Genomic DNA, 22293 nt, shown 5'->3' on the forward strand with positions numbered 1-22293 from the left:
GGCTCCCGGTTAGCGGATGGGCGAAAAGCCCTGCGCTGTCAGGATAGCCTGTCCCTTGGGCGAAAGCACGAAATCGGCGAAGCGCTTGACCCCGGGCCGGGCATTCACGGCCACGCCCATGCCGTAATCGGCGCCGACCTGCAGGTTGGGCGGCAGGGTGACCTGCTTCAGCGCTGGGGTTTCCTGCCGAGCCAGTACAGCGTTGGTGCAGTATGTCAGGAAGATGTCGGCCTGGCCCTGATCGACCAGCATGCCGTAGACATTGCGCCCCAGTGGTGGTGGCGGCGAGTTCGGTCCGCCGGTCAGTTGCATGGCCTTGGCGTCGAGCTTGGCGTAGCTGCCGGGCTGCACAGCATCGGCGCGGCGGAAAACCTCCCAGGCATAATCGCCGGAGGGGTCGGCTTTCGGCGTAGATGTCCCGAGCCGGATGCCGGCATCCAGCATGCGGGCCAGGAGTGTCTCGGGCGTCACGGTCTGCGCCGGATGCACCAGCGCGCACATCTCGTTGCGGGTGAACATCGATACCGGGCCGAGCCTGCCGCTCTGCGCCAGCATCTGCGGATGCTCCATATTGGCGGAGGCGAAGACCTCGGCCGGTTCGCCCTTTTCGATACGCTCGCGCAGCAGGCCCGACGCCCCGTACGTGCCAGTCACCGTCAGGCCGGTTTCGGCCTTGAAGGCGGTCGCGATCTCGGTCATCGCCGCGCGCAGGGAACCGGCCGCATACAGGCGGACCGGTTCCTGCGCCGCGACGGTCCCGCTGCTCATGCCGACGACAGCCGCACAGACAAGAGCCAGCCGGCGCATATCAGCTGTTCGCGCCGGGCTTGTAGTTCGGGAAGAACAGCTGCTCACCTTCAATCTTGTAAGAGGCGACGGCGTCCTGGCCTTCCTTCGAGGTGATCCAGTCGACGAAAGCTTTGCCTTCCGGCACCTTCACATGGGCGTGCTTGGCCGGATTGACCAGCATGACGCCATACTGGTTGAACAGCTTGACGTCGCCCTGCACGGCAATGCTCAACTCGCCGCGGTTCTTGAAGCTGAGCCAGGTGCCGCGATCGGTGAAGGCATAGGCGTTCATGCCGCTGGCGGTGTTGAGCGTCGGGCCCATGCCCGAGCCGGTTTCGCGATACCAGCCGGCACCGGCGGTCTTCACGTCGATATCGGCTTCCTTCCACAGGCGCAGCTCTGCGGCATGAGTCCCCGAACTGTCGCCGCGCGAGGCGAACGGCGCCTTGGCGGCAGCGATCTTCTTGTAGGCGGCGACGACATCCCTGGTTCCGGCGATCTTGGCGGGATCGCCCTTCGGGCCGACGATGACGAAGTCGTTGTACATCACCAGGCGGCGATCGACGCCCCAGCCAGTCTCGACGAACTTCTGCTCGGCGACTGGATCATGCACGAAGACCACATCGGCATTGCCCTGCTCGGCGGTCTTCAGCGCCTGGCCGGTGCCCTGTGCGACCACGCGCACCTGGATGCCGGTCTTCTTGGTGAAGAGTGGCAGGATATGGCCGAACAGGCCGGACTGTTCAGTGGATGTCGTGCTGGCCACGACGATGAACTTGTCCTGCGCCAGTATGGGCTGGGCGCTCAGTGCGAGGGCGGCGCCCGCGATCAGGCCGAGAAAATGACGACGGTTCATTTTGGTTTCCTCCGTTGAATGCTTACCAGGTGAGATCACCGCGGAGGAAAGCCTGCGCGGCCTCGCTCTGCGGGGTGTCGAAAAAGCGCATCGCCGGCGTGCGTTCGGTGACGCGGCCCTGATGCAGGAAGATGACGTCGCCGGCCAGACGGCGGGCCTGTCCCAGATCATGCGTTGTCATCACGATCTTGGTGCCGCTGCGCGCGATGCTGTCGATAATGCCTTCCACCTGCCGCGCGGCATGTGGATCGAGCGCGGCAGCGGGCTCGTCGAGGAACAGGATTTGCGGTTCCAGCGCCCAGGCACGTGCCAGCGCCAGGCGCTGCTGTTCACCACCCGACAGCACGCGAGCCGGACGTTCGGCAAAGGCGGCAAGGCCGACGCGGTCCAGCGCGGCCATTGCCTTTGCGGTCCGTGCGGCCGCCTCAATGCCGCGCAGCTTGAGCGGAAAGACAACGTTCGCCAGCACCGAGCGACGCAGCAGCACCGGCTTCTGGAATACCATGGCCTGACCGAAGCGCAGTTGCTCCGGTGTCTGCGCCGCGCCCTGCCAGACCACACGACCGGTGGTCGGCCGGATCAGGCCGTGACACAGCCGCAGCAGCAGGCTCTTGCCGGCGCCATTGGGGCCGAGCACCAGGGTCGGCGCACCGGATTCGAAATCCAGCGTCAGGTCGCTGATCAGCGTGCGGCCGTTGACACTATAGCCGACGGTGTCGAGATGCAGTGGCAGTAGCGAGGCGCGGGCATGCATGGTCATCGCCTCACGCGCCCTGCCGCTGCCGCGCAACGTTGCCGAGCGTGGTGGCGGTGGCGTTGATGCCGATGGCGATGGCGAGCAGCACGATACCGAGCGCCATGGCCAGCGCCAGATCGCCGCGACTGGTCTCCAGCGAAATCGCCGTGGTCATGGTGCGGGTGTAGCCGGCGATGTTGCCGCCGACGATAATGATGGCGCCGACCTCGGCGATGGCGCGGCCGAAGCCGGCCAGCACGGCGGTGCTGAGTGAGAAGCGCCCGTCCCACAGCAGGGTGGCAATGGCCTTCAGCGGCGTGAGTCCGAGCGAACGCAACTGCTCTTCATATTCGCTCCACAGATCGGCGACGGTCTGGCGCGACAGGGCCGCCACGATCGGCGTGATCAGCACCACCTGCGCCATCACCATGCCGGCCGGGGTGAACAGCCAGCCCAGCGGTCCGAGCGGACCCGAGCGCGAGAGCAGCAGATAGACGATCAGGCCGACCACCACGGGCGGCAGTCCCATGCAGGCATTCAGCACCACGATGCAGATATTGCGCCCGGGGAAACGGCTGAGTGCCAGCAGGGCGCCGAAAGGCAGGCCGATGACACTGCCGATCACCACGGCAGTCAGGCTGACGCGCAGGGACAGGCCGACGATCCGCAGCAGCTCGGGTTCGAGATGCAGCATCATCTGCAGGGACAGTAGGAAGGCGTCGGAAATCGTGTTCACACCGACCAAATACCGCAGTCAGGCGAGGCGGTGCAAAGGTATTAAGCGCTGATATTCATTACGAGTTCTGGCTACAAAAATCTTTGTTGCCAAAATCAGCCGAACTTGGCCAGCCAGGGGAAGGTTTCCAGCAGCCAGTAGCTGAATTGCCCCAGGCTGCTGGTGAATATGAGAATCCCGGTGATGACCAGCAGGGCGCCCGCAGCGATTTCCACCTTGCGCATGTGGCGGCGAAATTTCTGCATGAATCTCATGAAGGGTTCCACGGCCAGCGCAGCCAATATGAAGGGGATGCCCAGGCCCAGCGCGTAGGTCGCCAGCAGGGCGATGCCGTAGCCCATATCCTCGCGGCTGGCGGCAACGGTCAGGATCGTCGCCAGGATGGGACCGACGCAAGGTGTCCAGCCGAAGGCGAAGGCCAGGCCGATGATATAGGCGCCCACCAGGCTTGCCGGCTGCCGGTCGGTGTGAATGCGGGCGTCGCGATACAGGACCGGCAGTTTCAGCAGGCCCATGTAATGCAGGCCGAACAGCACGATCACGGCGCCCGCGATCTTGGATATGGTGTCGATATGCTGCACCAGCAGGCGGTTCAACGCAGAGGCGGACGCGCCCATGACGATGAAAACGGTGGAAAACCCGATCACGAAGGCGAGGGCGGAAAGGATCATGCGGCGCTTCAGGGCGCGGCTGGCGCCATTGGCTTCAACCAGTTCTTCCAGCGTGGTGCCGGCGACGAAGCAGAGATAAGCGGGCACCAGCGGCAGCACGCAAGGGCTGAGGAAGCTGATCAGCCCGGCGCCGGCCGCCGCCGCATAGGAAATGTCGAGACCGTTCATGAATTGCGCAAACCTGTCAGCTGCGTGCGAACAGCGCGCGCAGGGCGCCCGGCAGGCTGCCTTCCTCAAGATAGCGGATGCCCAGCACACCGCCAATCGCGATGCCCGCGACTGCGACAAAGCTGCCCAGCGCCAGCGTACTGAGTCCGGTAAGGCCTTGGCCGATCGTGCAGCCCAGCGCCAGCACGCCGCCGACGCCCATCAGCACGCCGCCGAACAGATGCGACAGCAGATCGGGCAAGCTGGTGAAGCCCTCGAGCCGGAAGTGTCCGTCGATCTTCGCCATGATGAAAGCGCCAAGAATGACGCCGCCGACGCTGCTGACGGCGAAATCTAGCTTCGCGCCGGTGAAGGTCATCAGATACTGCAGTGCCGATCCGATCGGGCCGACGAAGCTCATGGAGGCAAGCTGCACCGGCTCGAAGCCTTCCGCGCCCAGGATGCCGGTTGCGGCCCAGCCGCCGATGATGATCAGGCCGACGGTCACGCCGGCCAGGATCAGCGTGGTTTCGCGGCGGAAGCGCGCATCGCGAAACACCCAGAGCAGCAGCAGCGCTGGTAGCAACAGCGCCAGTACCCAGCGCACCACCTGCACGTCGAGGCCGAAGCCGCTGCCGATCAGATCAGGAAGCGTCTGGCTGCCGAAGCCCTGCGCTTTCAGATCAAGACTGGTGCCGCGCTCCAGCCAGACACGCATAGGCGCGAGCAGGCCGCGCAGGGTGATGTAGCCCGCCAGGCCGATCATCAGCACGACCAGCAGGGATTTCAGGTTGCCGGCGCCCAGCCGTGAGAGTGTGCGGTTGCCGCAGCCGCCGGCCTGCACCATGCCGAAGCCGAACATCAGGCCACCGAGCAGGGCGCCGAACCAGCTTAAGGACGTGCCGGTATAGATCGAGCGCCGGAAGTCGAGCAGGCCATGGAGCTGCAGCAACTGGCTGCCCAGGATGGCGACGGCGATGGCGAGGCCCCAACTGCGCAGGCGATCGGCGTTGCCCATCAGCACATAGTCGCTGATCGCACCCATGGTGCAGAAGTTGCTGCGCTGGACCACGGCGCCGAAGACCAGCCCCAGCAGCAGGCCTGACAGGTTGACGAGAATGGGCAAGGGCAGGTCGGTCATCGGGCCGCAGGCTCTCCGGGCGGATTTCCCAGCATTTATAGCGGGATGCTGGGGAGTATAGGATTTACATTCTACATGTGAAGTATTATGTCTTGCCCAGATATGAAGTGTGGGATTTTGAGGGAGCCGCCATGACCCAGGTCCTGGATGTGAAAGGCCTGAACTGCCCGCTGCCGGTGTTGCGGACCCGCAAGGCGATGAAGGCCATCCCCAAGGGTGAAATCCTCACCGTGGAGGCCACTGATCCCAATGTCACCCGCGACATGACAGCGTTATGCGAGGCAGCCGGCTTCGCGCTCCTGTCCGCGGAAGAGCGCGACGGCGTCTTCATTTTCCAGATCAGACAGGCCGCATAGCCTGCCGCTTGGCGCAAAGCGGGGAAATGCGCTAGCGTGTCCGCAATCGATTCAAGGTGTTTCAGATGGCCAAGTTTACCGCCGCGGATATCGTTCCCGGCCAGCGTTTCGTGCAGCAGCAGGGCTTTGTCTGGCGTGTTGCGCGCCTGATTCAGTTCCCGGGCGAAGAGGCCCAGCATGTGCAGCTGATCAACGAGCGTGATGCCAGCAGCACCAAGACCGTGTCGGTCAGCGCCCTGCTGGACCGCAATCTCTTCAAGCTGGTCGAGAAGTGAGTCGCAGCGCCCTCCTGCTGCTGCCGGGCCGTTTCGCGGCCATCTCGCTGTTTGTCCTGCTGGCTGCCTGTGCGTCGACGGTGCCTGAGGCGCCGGCCCCTGTGCTTGAGCCGGTGATTCTGCCGCCGCCGGTGGTCGAGGCGCCGCCTGCGCCGGCCCCCGCGCCAGTGCTGCGGTTCGCTGGTCATGTCGCCAGCTACAAGACACTGGCTGAGGCTGAAGCAGCCTGGCCACGGCTGGTCGGTCGTTTCCCTGGCCTGAAGGATGCGCCACGGCGCTATGTCGAGGTCGATCTGGGCGGTCAGCGCGGCAAGGTGGTCCGGTTGCTGGTGGGCGGTTTCGCCGACCAGCCGGGCGCGCTCGGCTACTGCAGGTCGCTGCGCAGCAGCGGGCTGTATTGCGCCCCGCATGACCTGCCGGCCTGAACTGCGAGCAATCTGAACCGCTTAGTCCGCTTCGCCGGCTTCATGGTTTGGTCATAAATCATAGGCAAACTTACAGTTGTGCCGTGCTTGCCGGAATCCTGCATTTCTGCAAAAATTGGCGCAGCTTAAGTATCGGATCTTTCTGACGGAATAGGACGTAGTGGATCAGGCTCTCAAACCGGTTGTTCAGGAAACCCTGAAGCTGGTCGGCGTGGTGGAAAACCAGAGCCGCGAGCTGCTCGCCTTTTGTCAGAACGAAGGCAATCTCAACGGCACCTTCGGCGACTACAAGCGCTTCGTCGAAAAGATGGAGCACTTCTACGTCTTCGTCGACTTGGTCGACGGCCGTATCCCGGAATTCGATGAGACCAAGCGGCGTCCGCTGCAGAAGCATCTCTCGAAGATCCGCTGGAAGATCACGATCCTCGAACTCGACACCACGCGCATTTACCTGATCAACATTACGCGCGCGGGCCGCCGCCTGCCGATCGGTGCGCGCGAATTCCTGATGCGTCGCCTGAATCGCCTGAGCGAGATTGCGCAATATTACGACCGCTTCGGCGAGGAGCATGATCTTGCGCCGCTGAGCCACGATCTGGTCGAAGCCGTGCGCAAGCTGCTGGAGCAGAGCATCGAGAACGCGCCGCGCCTCGACGAATTCCAGCCTGCACCGCCGCCGCCGCGCCTGTCGGCGACGCCCAGCGCCCCGTCCGCGCCATCGCTGGTGTCACCCGATACCGTGCCACTGCCGCGGTCTACATTCGATGCAGGTCCGCTGCTGCCGGCCAAGCTCAACGTCAAGGAACAGTGGGGCCGCTTCTTCGTCGAGCGGGGTTCCGTGGTTGCCGTGTCGCAGGCCTGCAAAGTGGCCGCCATCTCGCTTGACCAGCTGGCCCAGCGTATCGGCGTCACGCGCGTGGCGCTGACGCTGATGCTCAGTGGCCAGGATCCGATGCCGCGTCAGGCGATCGAGAAGCTGCAGCAGTTCATGATGGATCAGGCGCGCATGTCGCGTCAGGCCGAGCAGCGCCGCCAGCTCTGATTTTCCCCGCCGCGCTCAGCCGGCGTCGAGCAACTCTTCCAGCAAGTCGAAGCCCATCGGCCAGTCCTTCAGGTTCGAGGCCGAATTGATATGCCCCAGTGGGCCGGCATCGACAAAGCGCGCCTGCCAGCGCGCGGCGAAATGCTGCGCCCGGTGCAAATCCACATAGGGATCGTTGCTGCTGGCCACCACGATGGCGGGGCAGGCGAAACGCGCCAGCGGCATCGGGCGGAAGCCGCGGGTTTCCGGCGGCGTATGACTTTCGGAATCGACATCGGCCGGCGCCACCATCAATGCGCCATGCAGCTCTCCAGCATGCCGTGTCACCCAGTGGCCGACGAGTGCGCAGGCGAGGCTGTGTGCCACCAGCACCGGCGGCTTGGCGCAGGCGGCAATCGCCGCATCAAGGCGCGCCAGCCAGTCGGTGAAGTCGGGATGGTCCCAGTCGGCCTGTTCGACGCGGATGTAATCGGGATGGCGCTGCTGCCAGTGCGTCTGCCAGTGCTCCGGCCCGGAATTGCCCAGGCCGGGCACGATCAGAACTGTTGGCCGCGCCCGCGTCATGCCGCAGCGTCTGCCAGGCGCGCCAGAGTCTCGTCGCGACCCAGCACGGCCAGCACGTCGAAGATCGGCGGCGATACGCTGCGGCCGGTCAGTGCCGCGCGCAGCGGCTGCGCCAGCTGACCCAGCTTGACCTGCTGTGTTTCACTCAAGGCGCGGATCGCGGCCTCGGTGCTGGCGGCGGTCCAGTCGGCCACATCCTTCAGCACGTCGATCATCGTTTTCAGCCGCGCCTTGGCGGCATCGTCGAGATGCTTCTTCGCCGCTTCATCGGGCTGGATCGGGCGTGCAACAAACAGGAACTGCAACGCCTCGGTGATTTCATTCAGGTCCTTGGCGCGTTCCTTGACCGACGGCAGGATCGCCTTGATCTGCGCGGCTTCGGCCTGGTTCGGCGCGCGGCCGATCTTCTTCTCGATGAAGGGCAGCGCGGCCTGCAGCAGCTCGTCATCCGCAGTATGGCGAATGTAGTGGCCGTTCAGGTTGTTCAGCTTGACGAAATCGAACCGCGCCGGCGAGCGGCCGACATGATCGAGGCCGAACCATTCGATGGCCTGCTGGGTCGAGATGATCTCGTCATCGCCATGGCTCCAGCCCAGGCGCAGCAGGTAATTGCGCATCGCCGCTGGCAGGTAGCCCATGTCGGCATAGGCTTCGGTGCCCAGTGCGCCATGGCGCTTGGACAGCTTGGCGCCGTCCGCGCCATGGATCAGCGGAATATGCGCGAAGTCCGGTACAGTGAAGCCGGCGGCCATATAAAGCTGGCTCTGGCGCGCAGCATTGGTCAGGTGATCGTCGCCGCGGATGATATGCGTCACACCCATATCGTGATCGTCGACGACGACCGAGAGATTGTAGGTCGGCGTGCCGTCAGAACGCAGGATGATCAGGTCGTCCAGCTGCTCGTTCTGGAAGGTCACGTCGCCCTGCACATGATCCTTGATGATGGTCGCGCCCTCGCGCGGCGCCTTGAAACGCACCACCGGTTTTACCCCAGCCGGGGCGTCCTTGGGATCACGATCGCGCCAGCGGCCGTCATAGCGGATCGGCCGGCCTTCGGCCTTGGCCTTGTTGCGCATCTCTTCCAGCTCTTCGGGCGAGCAGTAGCAGTGATAAGCCTTGCCCTCGGCCAGCAGCTTATGCGCCACCTCGGCATGACGATTCATGCGCGCGAACTGCATCACCGGCTCGCCATCCCAGTCCAGTCCCAGCCACCGCAGGCCCTGGAAGATCTTCTGCACGGCATCCTCGGTCGACCGCTCGCGGTCGGTATCCTCGATGCGCAGCAAGAAGGTGCCGTCGTGATGGCGCGAGAACAGCCAGTTGAACAGCGCCGTGCGGGCGCCTCCGATATGCAGGTAGCCGGTCGGCGAGGGGGCGAAACGGGTGACGACTTTGGTCATTGGGCAATCCGGGCAAGCAAGGGAAGCAGGGTTTTAGCATACGGGTGCAGGCGGGCAAGTCGCGTTCCCGATTTGCACGGATTGGCGGCTGCAGGGCTGCCATGCAGAGTTTTCCGCCATGGCCCGCCTGGCGCAACCGCTTTCCTGGCAGCGACTACTCTCAAGCCTTGCCGGCGGCATTGCGGCGGGCTGGGCATCCGTCCGTGATTTCGATGCCGTAGCCACCCTGCTGGCCGAGCGCGAGCGCTGGTTTCTTTGGCTGCCGGCGTTGCTGGGCGGTGGCATAGCCATGTATTTCCTGCTGCCGGTCGAACCGTCGTTGCTGCCGTTGCGCCTCGGTGTGGCGGCGCTGGCTTTGGCGCTGCTGCTGTTCGCCCGCCATGCGCTCTGGCGGTTGCCGTTGATTGTGATGCTGGCGGTCGTCGCCGGCCTGTGGTTGGCCGCCGAGCGCAGCGCTTCGGTGGCAGCACCGGTGCTGCAGCGGATGAGCGGCGCCATCTGGCTGGAGGGCCGCATCCTGGAGGTTGAGCCGCGCGATGCCGGCCATCGCCTGCTGCTGGATCATCTGGCCTTCGGCGGCTTGAGTGAGCCGGAAACGCCGCAGCGCGTGCGCATCACGCTCAACCGCGATGGCGGCGTGCTGTGGCCGGGCGACCGCATCCGCCTGCGCGTCATGCTGCTGCCGCCGCCCGAACCCGCCATGCCCGGTGCCTTTGACTTCGCGCGTTATGCCTGGTTCCGCCAGATCGGCGCGGTCGGCTATGCGATCAGCACGCCGGAAGCCCTGCCGGCGACCGAGCCCGATGGCTGGCGCGATGCGGCGTTGCTGTCGCTGAGTGCGCTACGCCAGGACTGGACACGGCGGATCGCAGCGCAGACCGAAGGGGCGGGCGGCGCAATTGCCGCGGCGCTGATGACCGGCGTGCGCGGCCCGATCCCAGACGATGTCGATGCGGCGTTCCGCGATTCCGGCCTTGCGCATATCCTCTCGATCTCGGGCTTGCATCTAACACTTGTCGCCGGCCTGCTGTTCTTCCTGCTGCGTGCCATACTGGCGCTCAGTCCGCGGCTGGCGTTGCAGTATCAGATCAAGAAATGGGCGGCTGTGGCGGCGTTGCTGGGTGCGGCCGCCTATACCCTGCTATCGGGCGCGGCATTGCCCACGTTACGCGCGCTGGTGATGATCGCGCTGGCATTAATCGCCGTCATGCTGGACCGCCGCGCCATCACACTGCGTGCTGTTGCCTGGGCAGCACTGCTGCTGCTGATGCTCTGGCCGGACAGCCTGCTTGACCCAGGGTTCCAGATGTCATTCGCAGCGGTGACAGCACTGGTGGCTGCCTTCGAATTCCTGTCGCCGAAGCTGACGCGCTGGCGACAGAATGCCGGTCCGGTGCAGATCGCGCTGCTCTGGCTGCTCGGCACCATGGCGGCGAGTTTTGTCGCCGGTCTGGGCTCGTCCTTCTTTGCCGCCTATCATTTCAACCGCGTGGCTGATTACGCGCTGATCGCTAATCTGCTGTCGGCGCCGCTGGTCGACTTCCTGATCATGCCGCTGATCGTGCTGGCCTTCCTGTTGATGCCGTTCGGACTCGAGGCCTTGGCGCTGACGCCGATGGTCTGGTGCATCGATCTGCTGATCCTGCTGGCGCGCTGGGTCGCCGGATGGCCCGATGCAGTTGGTGTCGTGCCGGCGATGCCGCTCTGGGGGCTGGCCGCGATCGCCTGCGGCGGGTTGTGGCTCTGCCTGTGGCAGCAGCGCTGGCGCTGGTTCGGCATTCTCGGGCTGATGATAGGCACGCTGTCGCCCTGGGCCACCACGCCGCCCGACATGCTGGTCAGCGGTGACGGCCGGTTGATCGCGGCCCGCGCCGCAGACAGCCGCTATTACCTCACATCAACGCCGCCGCGCGGCTTTGCTGCCGAAACCTGGTGGGAACGGCTGGGGGCACCGCCGCTCTATCCCTGGCCAACATTGCGGCGCAATGACACCGAGGGCCGATCCGGTGCGGATGGGGCTTTGCGTTGCGATCCCGAGGGCTGCTCCTGGCGCCATGCCGGTTTTCTGGTCGCTCTGCCGCGTCAGCCCAAGGCGATCACGGAAGACTGCCGCCATGCCGATGTGGTGATCGCGACCCAGATGCCGATCCGCTACCGCTGCCCGGCCGCGAAAGTCGTGATCGACCGCAACGACCTGTGGCGCGGCGGCACCCATGCCCTGTTCCTGGATGAAGAAAGCCGGGTCATCCGCGCTGAGACGGTGGCTCAGATACGCGGCCGCCGGCCCTGGGTGGTGCCCAAGGGCCATGCGCCGGAGCGGGGTGAGTGAAAGGGTGTCGTCATGACGACGCTCTTGCGATCCGTCGTCTGCGGCTTCGCCAATAAAAACGGGGCGCCTGAAGCGCCCCGTTTTGCATTTGAAGAGCTGAACCTCAGTAGCGGCGCAGCAGGCCGACCAGGCGGCCCTGCACCTTGACCCGATCGGGGCCGAAGATGCGGGTCTCGTAGGCCGGGTTGGCGGCTTCCAGCGCGACCGAGTTGCCCTTGCGGCGCAGGCGCTTCAGCGTCACTTCCTGATCGTCGACCAGTGCGACGACCACGGTGCCGTTTTCGGCATTGTCGCTGCGCTGGATGATGACGGTGTCGCCATCCATGATGCCGGCATCGACCATCGAGTCACCGGCGACTTCCAGCGCGTAATGCTCGCCATTGCCCAGCAGGCCGATCGGCACATCGATCTGCGTGCTGAGATCGCGCAGCGCCTCGATCGGCGTACCGGCAGCGATCCGGCCATAGAGCGGCAGGGTGACGATGTCGCGGGCGTTGTAGGGATTGACGTTGACCGGCGTGCCCGGCATCGGGCCGTTGCCGGCGCCGCCTTCGATGGCGCGCGGCATCAGGCGGTTGCGCGGGGCGGCGCTGCGGGCCGACGCGGTGGCGCCGACGCCGCCGCCGCGGACCGGCACGGCCGAGTCGGGCAGGCGCAGCACTTCCAAGGCGCGGGCGCGGTGGGCCAGGCGACGGATGAAGCCGCGTTCCTCCAGGCCGGTCACCAGACGGTGGATGCCGGACTTGGACTTCAGCTTCATGGCCTCCTTCATTTCCTCGAAGGACGGGGATACGCCGGAATTTTCCAGCTTGTCGTGAATAAAGAGCAGCAGGTCGTGCTGTTTCCGGGTCAGCATGGTTAGCCTCCTCGATTAAGGTCCCGGGCAACCAGCCGGATCAGTGGGGACAGCCGGCGGCAGACCAGAACGAACATGAAACCCACGAAATGTTCTAATGAGGTTCTGTATTCGGGTCAAGTATTTTTCCACAGGCTGTCTCCTACATCTAGGGGTGGGAACGAATAAGGCCTCCCACAGGTTGAGTGATCCGTAGGCAGTGCACCCGCTCTTTCTCACCCTTTACGGCGATGGTCCCAACGGGAAATATGGTCTGTAACTAGAAGGCCGAAGACGGCCGCAAAGTCAGGCACCAGAACGGGGTCTGCGGGGGAGGGGTTATGGGTATCCGTCAGAAGTTGAATCTCGCCATCGGCGTACTTGCCATGTTGACCTTGCTGTCGAACGCGATCGGCGGCCTGTTCTTCAATCGCGTCGAAAGCAGTTACGCGGGCATCACCAGCACCAACCTGCCCGCCGTGATCACTGCGCTGGAGTTGTCGGGCACCAGCGCCGACCTGGCCGCCGGCGCGCCGGTGCTGGCCAATGCGAATACTGATGCCGAGCGGGAGAGTGCATTGGCTTCGCTGAGGGCCAAGCAGGAAAAGCTGAAGCAGGCGGTGGAGACGGTGAAGGCGGCCGCGCCGGAAGACCAGTCGGAGCGGATTACCGAGATCGGCCGCTCGGTCGACGTCCTCAACACCATGGTGGCGCAGATCAACCGTTCGGTGAATGCGCGTCTGGGCTACATCAAGCAGCGCGAAGACGTGCAATCCAGGATGAGTGCGGACAACATCACCTTCCAGGCGCTGATGCAGCCGGCGCTGGACCGCGCGATCTATGAACTGCGCCAGCCGAATGCGAAGTCGGAAGCCGCCGATGCTGCCAATGCGCTGATCGCCGCCGGTAACGCGGTGAACCAGCTGGTCGCCGTGATGGCGGTGGCCGCGCAGGCCCCGAATAATGCCGAGCTCGACAAGCTGTTTGCCGAATTCGTCAAGCTGAACAGCCGTGCGCTCGAAGAACTCGACTGGGCCAGCAAGCGCTTCGATGTGATCGAACTCCAGAACACCACGACCAAGCTGCTGGGCTATGGCCAGGGTTCGGAAAGCATCTTCCAGATCCGGCGCGGCGAAATCCGCACCGTGAATACGGCGGGCCTGGCGCTGACTCAGTCGCGCGACGCCGCGACGCAGCTGAGCGCCAAGGTGCAGGAACTGGTGGCGGCCGCCACGGCGGCGGCCGATGCCGCCTCGGCCACGGCCGAGGGCCAAGCGACGACGGCGCAGGTCGTGCTGGTGGTGATCACCGCCATCGGCCTGGGCTGCGCGTTGCTGATTGGCCTGCTGTTCACCGGGCCGCAGATCGCGGCGCCGATCGTGCGCATGACCGAAGTGACGCGCCGGTTGGCTGAGCGCGACTGGTCGGTCGAGCTGAAGGAAACAGGGCGGTCGGACGAGATTGGCGAGATGGCGCGCGCCGTCGAGGTGCTGAAGACCAACGGCCAGGAAAACGAGCGGCTGCAACGCGAGGTCGAGACCGGCCGCGAGGCCTTCGAGGCCGAACGCAAGGCGCAGGAGCAGCTGCTGGAAGAGGCGATCGGCCAGATCGTGTCCTCGGCGACCGCTGGCGATCTGAGCCGTCGTATCGATGCCGAGGCCCTGCAGGGCGTCATGCGTCGCCTGGGCACCGGCATGAACGAACTGCTTTCTACCGTCGACAAGGCGCTGCGCGATCTGGGCAGCATGCTGGGCGCGCTGGCGGAAGGCGATCTGACGCATCGCATCGCGGGTGGCCATCAGGGCACCTTCGAGCAGCTGGCCAATGACGCCAACACGCTGGCTGGCCGCCTGGCCGAGATCGTCGGGAAGCTGTCGCAGACGGCGGGCAATGTGCGCGACGCCTCGGCTGAGATTTCGGTTGGCAGCAACGATCTGGCCCAGCGCACCGAGCAGCAGGCTGCGAGCCTGCAGCGCACGGCGGCGTCGATGGAGCAGATCACCGCCACCGTGCGGCACAATGCCGATAATGCGCGGCAGGCGAGCCAGTTGGCCGCCACCGCGCGCGATACGGCGGATCGTGGCGGCACTGTTGTTGGCCGCGCGGTCAGCGCCATGGGCGAGATCGAGGAGAGTGCACGCAAGATCGTCGATATCGTCTCGCTGATCGATGAGATCGCCTTCCAGACCAACCTGCTGGCGCTGAATGCCAGCGTTGAGGCGGCGAGAGCGGGCGAATCAGGCAAGGGCTTTGCTGTTGTGGCGCAGGAAGTGCGCGCGCTGGCTGGACGCTCGGCCGATGCGAGCAAGGAGATCAAGACGCTGATCGCCGCATCGAACAGCCAGGTGAAAACCGGTGCGGCGCTGGTCAACGAGGCCGGCGGCAGCCTGACGGGGATCGTCGATGCGGTGAAGCGCGTTGCCGGCATCATCGAGGAAATCTCGATCGCCAGCCAGGAGCAGGCATCAGGCCTTGACGAGATCAATGACTCCGTCACGCAGATGGACGAGATGACCCAACGCAACGGCGCGCTTGTCGAGGAGACCACAGCCTCGGCACAGTCGCTGGCTGATCAGGCGCGCGAGCTCGCCACCTCGATCACCTTCTTCCGCCTTGAGCCCGCGGCGGCGGCGGAAGAGTCGGAGGATCAGGGCGAGACTGACAAGGCGGCGGAATAGACCGCCGCCGCATCGGTCGAGAAGCAGCAGAAGATCGCCCGGGTCGGTTTCGGCCTGCTTTCCAGCCAGGCGCGTACCTCGCGCACCGCGATAATAGTCGCCTTGTCCATCGGATAGCCGTAGACGCCGGTGGAGATTGCCGGAAAGGCGATGGCCTGCAGATCGTAATCGGCGGCGAGCGCCAGACTGTTGCGATAGCAGCGCGCCAGCAGCTCAGCTTCGTTGCGGCTGCCGCCATGCCAGACCGGTCCGACGGTGTGGATGACATGGCGTGCCGGCAGATTGTAGCCGGCTGTGATGCGCGCCTCGCCGGTGGGGCAGCCGCCGATGGCGCGACATTCCTCCAGCAGGCCCGGCCCGGCCGCGCGGTGAATCGCACCGTCCACGCCGCCACCGCCGCGCAGGCTTTCATTGGCCGCATTCACAATGGCATCGACGGCGAGCCGGGTGATGTCGCCGGAAATCACTTCGATTCGATCGGACATAATCACAGTTTAACGTCTCCGCGAGTCGGACGGCAGGGGCCTCTTTACGCTTCTCTAACCATGATGAAATCACAATGGCGACAACGCGTTGCACACCGCCCTTGCTGTGTCCGCCGTAATCCTTTACCCGGGTCAGATGAGCGATCCTGCCGCCGCCCTCAAACTGAAGACGCGCCGCGCCGCTACCGCGCAGTCCGCCGCCGGTGCCTATGGCGCCATGCAGGCCCGCAGCGTGCCGGGTCAGCAGATTCCCGCGCCGGCCCCCATTGCTGCTCCCAAAGATAAAAGCCGTAGTTTTCTGGCGATCAACTGGCCGCTGATGACGGCCGCCGCAGCCCTGCTGGGCGGTGGCGTGGTGATGGGCATGGCCGTTGGCAGCGCACCGCGGCCGCAGCCGGTCGTCGTTGCGTCGCTGCAGCCCCAGCCGGACCAGGCGCCGGTCAGCATTGCGTCGAACACGCCGGCGCAGATCCGCACCGAACAGGGTGGTGGTTGGCGTCCGATTTCCGAACTGGCACAGCAGGCCACCCTGCAGCCTGTCATTCCGCCCATGCCACTGCCCGCACCGGAACCGGTTGTTGCCGCAGGGCCGGTCGCCTCTGTTGTTGAGGCAGCCGAACCTGCCGGGGTTGCAAAGCCCGAAGCCGTAAAGCCTGAGCCAAAAATCGAGACGGTGGCTGCCGCACCCGTCGCGACGAGTGCTCCGACGGCTGCCAAGCCGGCCCCGGAGAAGGGTGCCGACAAGGCGATCGCCAAGGACAAGCCGGTGCAGTTGACCGCCGCGCCGGTCGCGCCGCCATCGGTCACGCCGCGCGCTGCCGGTGACGGCCAGGCTTGGCGCACCCGCGCCGTGGCACCGCCGGCCATGGCCAAGCCGCCTTTCGTTGCCTTCCTGATCGATGATGCCGGGCTCGATCGCCGCGGCACCCAGCGCGCCATCGCCCTGAAGGGGCCGGTGACGCTGTCATTCATGAGCTACGCCAACGAACTGTCGGAGCAGAGCGCCGCCGCCCGGGCCGCCGGTCATGAGGTGATGCTGCATCTGCCGATGGAGCCGCTGGACGCCAAGCGCAACAATCCAGGTCCGAACGCGCTCTATGTCGGCCTGGATGAGGCCGAGCTGCAGCGCCGCCTGTCCTGGCATCTTGATCGCTTCAGCGACTATGTCGGCGTGAACAACCATATGGGCAGCCGCTTCACCGCCAATGCCGCAGGCATGAATCTGGTGATGAACGAAATCAGCCGCCGTCAGGTCTTCTGGCTCGACAGCCTCTCAGGCCCGAATTCCGCCGGCCCGGCGCTGGCGCGCAAACGCGGCCTCGACGCAACGGAACGTGACCTGTTCCTGGACGACGAGCGTTCGCCTGGCATCGGCCATGAACTGGCCGCCATGGAACGCATTGCGAAGGCGCGGGGCGATGTCATTGCCATCGGTCATCCGCATAGCGCGACGCTGACGGCGATGGAGAATTGGATCGCCACCGCGAAAGAGCGCGGCTTCAGCCTGGTGCCGGTAAGCACCGTCCTGTTGCGTCGACAGCAGCAGGAACGCTGATTTTTTTTCAGTTGATGGTTTTGATGAAGCGGTAGGCGCAGCCGGGCGTGAACTTGCCCTCTTCGATGCGAATGACCGCATCGATATGATCCGCATAATGCAGGTAACCGGCGCCGCAGCGGCGCAGATACTCTTCGCCGTGGTTATAGCGGCCGGTCTTGGTCAGCATGAATTCGCTGTTGCCAGTTTCCACGGTGAACAGGAAGCTGCCGCCGGGCTTCAGCGCCAGGGCGGTCAGACGGAACAGGTCGGTCACTTCACCGATATAGATCAGCGTATCGGCGGCCAGCACGACATCGTAGCTGGCGGCCGGGGCAGCCCGGAGGGCGGCATGGGCTTCGGCATGCTGCAGCTGGTCGTAGATGCCGCGGCGCTGCGCTTGTTCCAGCATGCGCGGCGCGAGATCGATACCATGCAACTGCGTCGCGTAGGGACGGAAGGGAATGCCGCTCAAGCCGGTGCCGCAGCCGACATCGAGAATGGTGCGGCTGGCATCAAGGGCCCAGTCGGCGCGCTCGGCAAGCTGGCGCAGCATCTCGGGACCCTGATAGCCCAGCCGGGCCAGATGATTGTCGAACCGGCCGGCATAGGTGTTGAACAGCCAGGTCACATAAGTGTCGGGCGCGTGCTGCGGGTTATGGCCGACGAGAGAGTCGAGCAGGTGGCGCACGACGCCGGAATTGGGCGACAGTGCCTGCGCCTGACGCAGGCTGACGATGGCATCGTCACTGCGGTTGAGATCGAGTTGCGTGAGCGCCAGACCGAGCCATGACATCGGGCGGGCGTGCTGATCAGCCACGGCCCGACTGAAGCAGGCTTCTGCTTCTGCATGCCGGCCGGCCTCGCGGGCCTGAATACCGCGTTGCTCCCAGCTTAATGAGTCGAGCGTCTGATCGTGTTGCATATCGGCAGCTAACCCCGGGGGGTGACGCTTGGCTACCGAATTAGTTCGATTTATTTCATCAGGTGTTTACACCCTGATAACCATACGAGCAGCTTACGGATCAGTCTTCGCTGCCCATGTTTTTCAGCAGTGTGGCCGCATCATAGTTCTCGCCGACTGCCATGGCGCAAATCCGCGAAATATGGGTGAGCGGCAAGCCGCTTTCCTTGGCCCAGACATTGAATTGCGCCTGGATGTTCTGCAGGTCGCGCTTGCCGCTGGCCTTCTCAGTCAGCGGTACGCCGGCCTCGCGCAGGCAGAAAATTACATCGCGCGAGGTGATGAAGCTGTCGCGGCCAAGGAAACGGATCAGGTACTGGCCCGTGTTTCCACCCAGCCGCGCCCCGCGCTTGGCCAGGAAATCCAGCAGGCCGACCTGGTCATCCATCGGCCATGTGGCCAGCAGCTTGCCGAAGCTGCCGTATTCGGCGACGACATCCAGGATGAAATGCGCATTGTCGCGCACGCTGCGGATTTTCTGCGGGTTGCGCACGATGCGCTTGTCGCTGGCCAGCTTTTCCCAGAACTCGTCGGGCTTGTGGGCCAGTTTGCGCGGCTCGAAGCCCTGGAAGGCGGCCTCGAAACCATCCCATTTGTTCTCGATCACGCTCCACACGAAACCGGCGGAGAAGACACGCTTGGCCATCTCGGCCAGCGCGCGGTCGTCTTTCAGTTTCAGCAACTGCTTCTGATCGGGGATATTGGGCAGCAGCTTCTTAAGGGTGGCGGCGCCTTTGCGCTTTTCGGCACGGGCCCGGATGGTCTTGAACGAGGTCGCCATCCGTGCCGTCTCCGTTACTGTCCGCGGCCGGTGCGGCTGGCGTAGCGCTCGGCTTCCTCGGCGGCGCGGATCAGGGCTTTGGCCTTGTTCACGCATTCGACATGTTCCGACATCGGGTCGCTGTCGGCGACGATGCCGGCGCCAGCCTGCACATACATGGTGCCGTCCTTCACCAGCGCGGTACGCAGCGTGATGCAGGTGTCCATGGTGCCATTGGCTGAGAAGTAGCCGACGCCGCCGGCATAGAAGCTGCGGCGCACAGGCTCGAGCTCGTCGATGATCTCCATGGCGCGCACCTTCGGCGCGCCGGAGACGGTGCCGGCCGGGAAACCGGCGAACATGGCATCCAGCGCATCGAATTCGGGGCGGATCTTGCCCTCGACATTCGAAACGATATGCATGACATGGCTGTAGCGTTCGATCAGGTTGCGCTCGGTCACCTTCACAGTGCCGATCTGCGCCACGCGGCCCACATCGTTGCGGCCGAGGTCGAGCAGCATCAGATGCTCGGCCAGTTCCTTCGGATCGCTCAGCAGGTCATCGGCCAGGGCCTGGTCCTCGGCCGGCGTGGCGCCGCGCTTGCGGGTGCCGGCGATCGGGCGGACGGTGACGGTATCGTCGCGCAGGCGCACCAGAATCTCAGGCGACGAGCCGACCAGGCATGGACCGCCGAGATTGAGGTAGAACATGAAGGGCGAGGGGTTGGTGCGACGGAGCGCGCGGTACAGCGCGAACGGCGGCAGGCGGAACGGCAGGCTGAAGCGCTGGCCCACCACGACCTGGAAGATGTCGCCGGCGGCGATGTAGTCCTTCGCCTTCAGCACCATCGCCATGTAGTCCTCGGGCGACATGTTCGACTGTGGCTCGGGCAGGGCATCCAGATCGGCGATCTGATCGCGCACGCTGCCCAGCGGGCGGTCGAGATCGGCGACGATATCGGACAGTCGCTCACTGGCCATGGCATAGGCGGCACGCGCATCCATGCCGTTCTGCGGCCGCACCGGCGTGACCAGCGTGATCATGTCGAGCACGGAATCGAAGATCGCCATCACCGTGGGACGCATCATCAGGCCGTCGGGCAGGCCGAGCGTGTCGGGATTGGCGTCGGGCACCTTCGGCTCGACCAGGCGCACCATGTCATAGCCCATGAAACCGACGATGCCGGCCGCCATCGGCGGCAGGTTCACCGGCAGGTCGATACGGCTTTCAGCCAACAGGGCGCGCAGCGATGTGAGCGTGTCTTCCTGACAGGGCTCGAAGCTCTCGGTATCGAAGCGCGCCCTGCGGTTGATCTCCGCCTTGCGGCCCTTGCAGCGCCACAGCAGGTCGGGCTTCAGCCCGATGATCGAATAGCGGCCGCGCACCGCGCCGCCCTCGATCGATTCCAGCAGGCAAGACCATGGCCGGTCGGCCAGCTTCAGGAAGGCCGAGACCGGGGTCTCCAGATCGGCGACGAGCTGGGTCGACAGCACCTGTGCCTCGCCCGCCATGTAGCGCTGCGCGAAGCTGGCATAGTCGGGCGTGATCTTCATGGCGGGAGCTTACTGGCCGGCGCTGATGGCGCTGGCGCGGGCTGCCGCATTCACGGTGACGCCGATATCCTTCTGCAGGGCCTGGCGATACTGCTGCACCAGATCCTGTGCCACGCCGCCGGCCAACTGCTGCGTCGTCTGGTCGCGCTGCTGTGCGATGGCGGCGGCATCGGCCGGTTCGATGCGGCTGAGGCGGGCGACGATGGCGTTGGCGCCGCCGCTGGGGCCAGGCGATGCCGCCGGGCCGGTGACGACCTCGCCCGGCTTGGCGCTGAACAGGCCGCCGGTGATCACCGGCGAGAAGTTGCGCTCGCTGTTCTGGCCGCGGGTCATCGGCGTGCTGAGCTGCACGGCGGTGTTCAGCGCGGCGGCTTCCTTGGCCAGGTCGCCGCCGGCGCGCACGCGCTCGGCGATCTGCTTGGCGCGTTCGGCCGCCGCATCGGCGCGGGCACGCTGCTGCAGGGCCGCGACGACATCGCTCTTCACTTCATCAATCGGCTTGAGCGCGGCCGGCTTGATCTCGGTCACCTTCAGCACGATCAGGCCGGTATCGGTGTCGACGATATGCGGCTCGGCTTCCGGGCCGAGGTCGAAGGCGTCGGTGAAGAAGGCCGGCAGCTTGGGTAGATTGGCAACCAGCTTGCCGGCGGCATCCTGGCCCTGACCGTCGATATTGGCGGCCTGCTGCACGGGCAGCGACTGCGCCTTGGCAATCTCGTCCAGCGTGGCGCCGCCAGCGATCTGGTCGTCGATCTGCTGGCGCAGCTTCACCATGCCATTGAGTGCCTTACGCAGGGCGACCTGCTGGCGCAGTTCGGCCTTGGCTTCATCGAAGCTGCGGGTGCTGCCAGGCTGTATCTCGGTCACGCGCAGCAGGTGGAAGCCAAACGGCGAGATCACCGGCTCACTCACCTTGTCCTTGGGCAGGGCAAAGGCGGCGTTAGAGATGGCGGCGGGCAGTTCGTTGCGCGTCACCACGCCCAGCTTGACGTCATCGGCCTTGAGCTTCTGGGTGCGCTGAGCCATGGCGAGGAAGCCTTCGCCCTTGGCGATGGCTTCGGCGGCGGCCTTGGCTTCGGCTTCGGTGCTGAACACCACCTGCTCGACGCCGCGCTTCTCGGCCACGGTATAGGCGGCGCTGTTGGCGTCGTATTCGGCATGCAACTCGTCGTCGCTGACCTCGGTCTGCGCGACGCGGCCATCGGCGCTGAGCTGGATCCAGGCCACGCTGCGGCGCTCCGGTGCGGTATAGGCGCCCGGATTGGCCTTGTAGTATTCATCGATCTGCTCGGCGCCGGGGGCAGGCGGCGCCGGCAGCTTGGCGGCATCCACCACCACGAATTCCGCCAAACGGCGCTCCAGGCGGTAGGCCAGCACGGCATCGGCCATTGGCTTGGGCGCCGCGGTGATGCTGCCGAACAGGCTGCCGATCAACTGGGTGCGCGCGATGTCATCGCGCAGCATCGCCACCAGCATGGCTTCGGAATAGCCCTCGTTGCGCAGATAGCTTTCAAAGGCCAGACGATCGAACTGGCCGGCCATGCCCTTGAAGGCCTGCGCATTCATGATGGTGTCGCGCACCTGCTGGTCGCTGACCTGGATGCCGATATTGCGCGCCGCCTGGACATAGAGCTTGTCCTCGATCAGGCGGTTCAGCACGCTTTCATCCAGACCGAGCTGGCGGGCTTGCTCGGCCGAGAAGGCGTTGCCGAAGCGGCGGCGCAGGTTGGTCACCTCGCGGCGGAAGGCCTCGGCGAATTCGCCCTGCCCGATGGCGGTCGAACCGACCTTGGCCACATCGCCGCCGCCGCCGAAGCCGCGGACATAATCGGCAATGCCCCAGACGCCGAAGCTGAGGATGAGAAGGACCATCAGGAACTTGGCAATCCACGAGGCCGCGCCGGACCGCATCTGCTGCAGCATGAAACACCTGAAAAAGTGAAGCGAAACAAAGGCTCCCGCCAGCCTGACTGGCGGCCGGACGGGTGGGCGCGCATACTAAAGCCGGCCCGGAGGG

21 protein-coding genes are annotated in these 22293 nt (G+C 65.1%); 7 read left to right on the forward strand and 14 right to left on the reverse strand.

All coding sequences use genetic code 11. From position 1 onward, the window contains the following. Positions 1–9 precede the first annotated feature (9 nt). From AC1RRT_RS16685 to AC1RRT_RS16710, 6 genes are all read right to left on the reverse strand, one after another. Entirely contained in the window at positions 10–807 is a 798-nt protein-coding gene (locus AC1RRT_RS16685; RefSeq protein WP_493014936.1) for a molybdate ABC transporter substrate-binding protein, read from the reverse strand. Between the two features lies 1 nt (position 808). Beyond that, positions 809–1645, reverse strand: a complete 837-nt coding sequence (locus tag AC1RRT_RS16690) for an ABC transporter substrate-binding protein (protein ID WP_493014937.1) — start codon at positions 1643–1645, stop codon at positions 809–811. A 22-nt stretch (positions 1646–1667) separates the two neighbouring features. Further along, positions 1668–2405: an ATP-binding cassette domain-containing protein gene (locus AC1RRT_RS16695; RefSeq protein WP_493014938.1), complete on the reverse strand. Its 738-nt coding sequence runs from the start codon at positions 2403–2405 to the stop codon at positions 1668–1670. A gap of 4 nt (positions 2406–2409) precedes the next feature. Further along, positions 2410–3117 (reverse strand): ABC transporter permease, encoded by a 708-nt coding sequence (locus AC1RRT_RS16700; RefSeq protein ID WP_493014939.1) that lies wholly within the window; start codon positions 3115–3117, stop codon positions 2410–2412. Between the two features lie 95 nt (positions 3118–3212). Then, positions 3213–3956, reverse strand: coding sequence for a cytochrome c biogenesis CcdA family protein (locus tag AC1RRT_RS16705; protein WP_493014940.1), 744 nt, complete (start codon positions 3954–3956; stop codon positions 3213–3215). A 16-nt stretch (positions 3957–3972) separates the two neighbouring features. Next, the gene (locus AC1RRT_RS16710; protein ID WP_493014941.1) at positions 3973–5076 is read right to left on the reverse strand and encodes a YeeE/YedE family protein; all 1104 of its coding nucleotides are present in this window, start codon (positions 5074–5076) and stop codon (positions 3973–3975) included. 131 nt (positions 5077–5207) lie between these two features. On the opposite strand from AC1RRT_RS16710, the gene AC1RRT_RS16715 reads away from it, so the two are divergent. The 4 genes from AC1RRT_RS16715 to AC1RRT_RS16730 all read left to right on the forward strand — a co-directional run bounded on the left by AC1RRT_RS16715 (position 5208) and on the right by AC1RRT_RS16730 (position 7174). Then, positions 5208–5432 (forward strand): sulfurtransferase TusA family protein, encoded by a 225-nt coding sequence (locus AC1RRT_RS16715; protein ID WP_493014942.1) that lies wholly within the window; start codon positions 5208–5210, stop codon positions 5430–5432. A gap of 65 nt (positions 5433–5497) precedes the next feature. Further along, positions 5498–5707, forward strand: coding sequence for a hypothetical protein (locus tag AC1RRT_RS16720; RefSeq protein WP_493014943.1), 210 nt, complete (start codon positions 5498–5500; stop codon positions 5705–5707). Further along, on the forward strand, positions 5704–6132 hold the full coding sequence (locus AC1RRT_RS16725) for a hypothetical protein (RefSeq protein ID WP_493014944.1): 429 nt from the start codon (positions 5704–5706) through the stop codon (positions 6130–6132). The genes AC1RRT_RS16720 and AC1RRT_RS16725 overlap by 4 nt, the downstream gene beginning before the upstream one ends. A gap of 160 nt (positions 6133–6292) precedes the next feature. Then, entirely contained in the window at positions 6293–7174 is an 882-nt protein-coding gene (locus tag AC1RRT_RS16730; RefSeq protein ID WP_493014945.1) for a hypothetical protein, read from the forward strand. Positions 7175–7189: 15 nt separating this feature from the next. Here AC1RRT_RS16730 and AC1RRT_RS16735 read toward each other — a convergent pair whose 3' ends face one another. Together AC1RRT_RS16735 and gltX are read right to left on the reverse strand one after the other, a co-directional pair. Next, positions 7190–7738 carry an RBBP9/YdeN family alpha/beta hydrolase gene (locus tag AC1RRT_RS16735; protein WP_493014946.1) on the reverse strand — a complete coding sequence of 183 codons (549 nt, stop codon included), beginning with the start codon at positions 7736–7738 and terminating at the stop codon, positions 7190–7192. Continuing rightward, positions 7735–9138 (reverse strand): glutamate--tRNA ligase, encoded by a 1404-nt coding sequence (gltX, locus tag AC1RRT_RS16740; RefSeq protein WP_493014947.1) that lies wholly within the window; start codon positions 9136–9138, stop codon positions 7735–7737. The genes AC1RRT_RS16735 and gltX overlap by 4 nt, the downstream gene beginning before the upstream one ends. Positions 9139–9256: 118 nt before the next feature. On the opposite strand from gltX, the gene AC1RRT_RS16745 reads away from it, so the two are divergent. Next, positions 9257–11467 carry a ComEC/Rec2 family competence protein gene (locus AC1RRT_RS16745; protein ID WP_493014948.1) on the forward strand — a complete coding sequence of 737 codons (2211 nt, stop codon included), beginning with the start codon at positions 9257–9259 and terminating at the stop codon, positions 11465–11467. A 103-nt stretch (positions 11468–11570) separates the two neighbouring features. Here the strand turns inward: AC1RRT_RS16745 and lexA are convergent, their stop codons facing one another. Continuing rightward, positions 11571–12323 carry a transcriptional repressor LexA gene (gene lexA / locus AC1RRT_RS16750; RefSeq protein ID WP_492981009.1) on the reverse strand — a complete coding sequence of 251 codons (753 nt, stop codon included), beginning with the start codon at positions 12321–12323 and terminating at the stop codon, positions 11571–11573. 320 nt (positions 12324–12643) lie between these two features. Between lexA and AC1RRT_RS16755 the strand changes: the two genes are divergently transcribed. After that, complete coding sequence (locus tag AC1RRT_RS16755) at positions 12644–14980, forward strand: methyl-accepting chemotaxis protein (protein WP_493014949.1); 2337 nt, start codon at positions 12644–12646, stop codon at positions 14978–14980. Here the strand turns inward: AC1RRT_RS16755 and AC1RRT_RS16760 are convergent. Next, on the reverse strand, positions 14950–15465 hold the full coding sequence (locus AC1RRT_RS16760) for an O-acetyl-ADP-ribose deacetylase (RefSeq protein ID WP_493014950.1): 516 nt from the start codon (positions 15463–15465) through the stop codon (positions 14950–14952). The two genes, AC1RRT_RS16755 and AC1RRT_RS16760, sit on opposite strands and share 31 nt — an antisense overlap. 136 nt (positions 15466–15601) lie before the next feature. Here AC1RRT_RS16760 and AC1RRT_RS16765 point away from each other — a divergent pair, with 136 nt between their 5' ends. Next, positions 15602–17020 carry a divergent polysaccharide deacetylase family protein gene (locus AC1RRT_RS16765; protein WP_493014951.1) on the forward strand — a complete coding sequence of 473 codons (1419 nt, stop codon included), beginning with the start codon at positions 15602–15604 and terminating at the stop codon, positions 17018–17020. Positions 17021–17027: 7 nt separating this feature from the next. Here AC1RRT_RS16765 and AC1RRT_RS16770 read toward each other — a convergent pair whose 3' ends face one another. The 4 genes from AC1RRT_RS16770 to AC1RRT_RS16785 form a co-directional block, all read right to left on the reverse strand. Further along, positions 17028–17819, reverse strand: a complete 792-nt coding sequence (locus AC1RRT_RS16770) for a class I SAM-dependent DNA methyltransferase (RefSeq protein ID WP_493014952.1) — start codon at positions 17817–17819, stop codon at positions 17028–17030. A 205-nt stretch (positions 17820–18024) separates the two neighbouring features. Beyond that, positions 18025–18744: a DNA-3-methyladenine glycosylase I gene (locus AC1RRT_RS16775; RefSeq protein ID WP_493014953.1), complete on the reverse strand. Its 720-nt coding sequence runs from the start codon at positions 18742–18744 to the stop codon at positions 18025–18027. A gap of 14 nt (positions 18745–18758) precedes the next feature. Continuing rightward, a complete protein-coding gene (gene trpE, locus AC1RRT_RS16780) occupies positions 18759–20276 on the reverse strand; it encodes an anthranilate synthase component I (protein ID WP_493014954.1) in 1518 nt (505 codons plus the stop codon). A gap of 9 nt (positions 20277–20285) precedes the next feature. Beyond that, complete coding sequence (locus AC1RRT_RS16785) at positions 20286–22199, reverse strand: SurA N-terminal domain-containing protein (protein ID WP_493014955.1); 1914 nt, start codon at positions 22197–22199, stop codon at positions 20286–20288. Positions 22200–22293: the final 94 nt, after the last annotated feature.

The organism is Ferrovibrio sp. GW821-FHT12B10, from assembly GCF_058807515.1.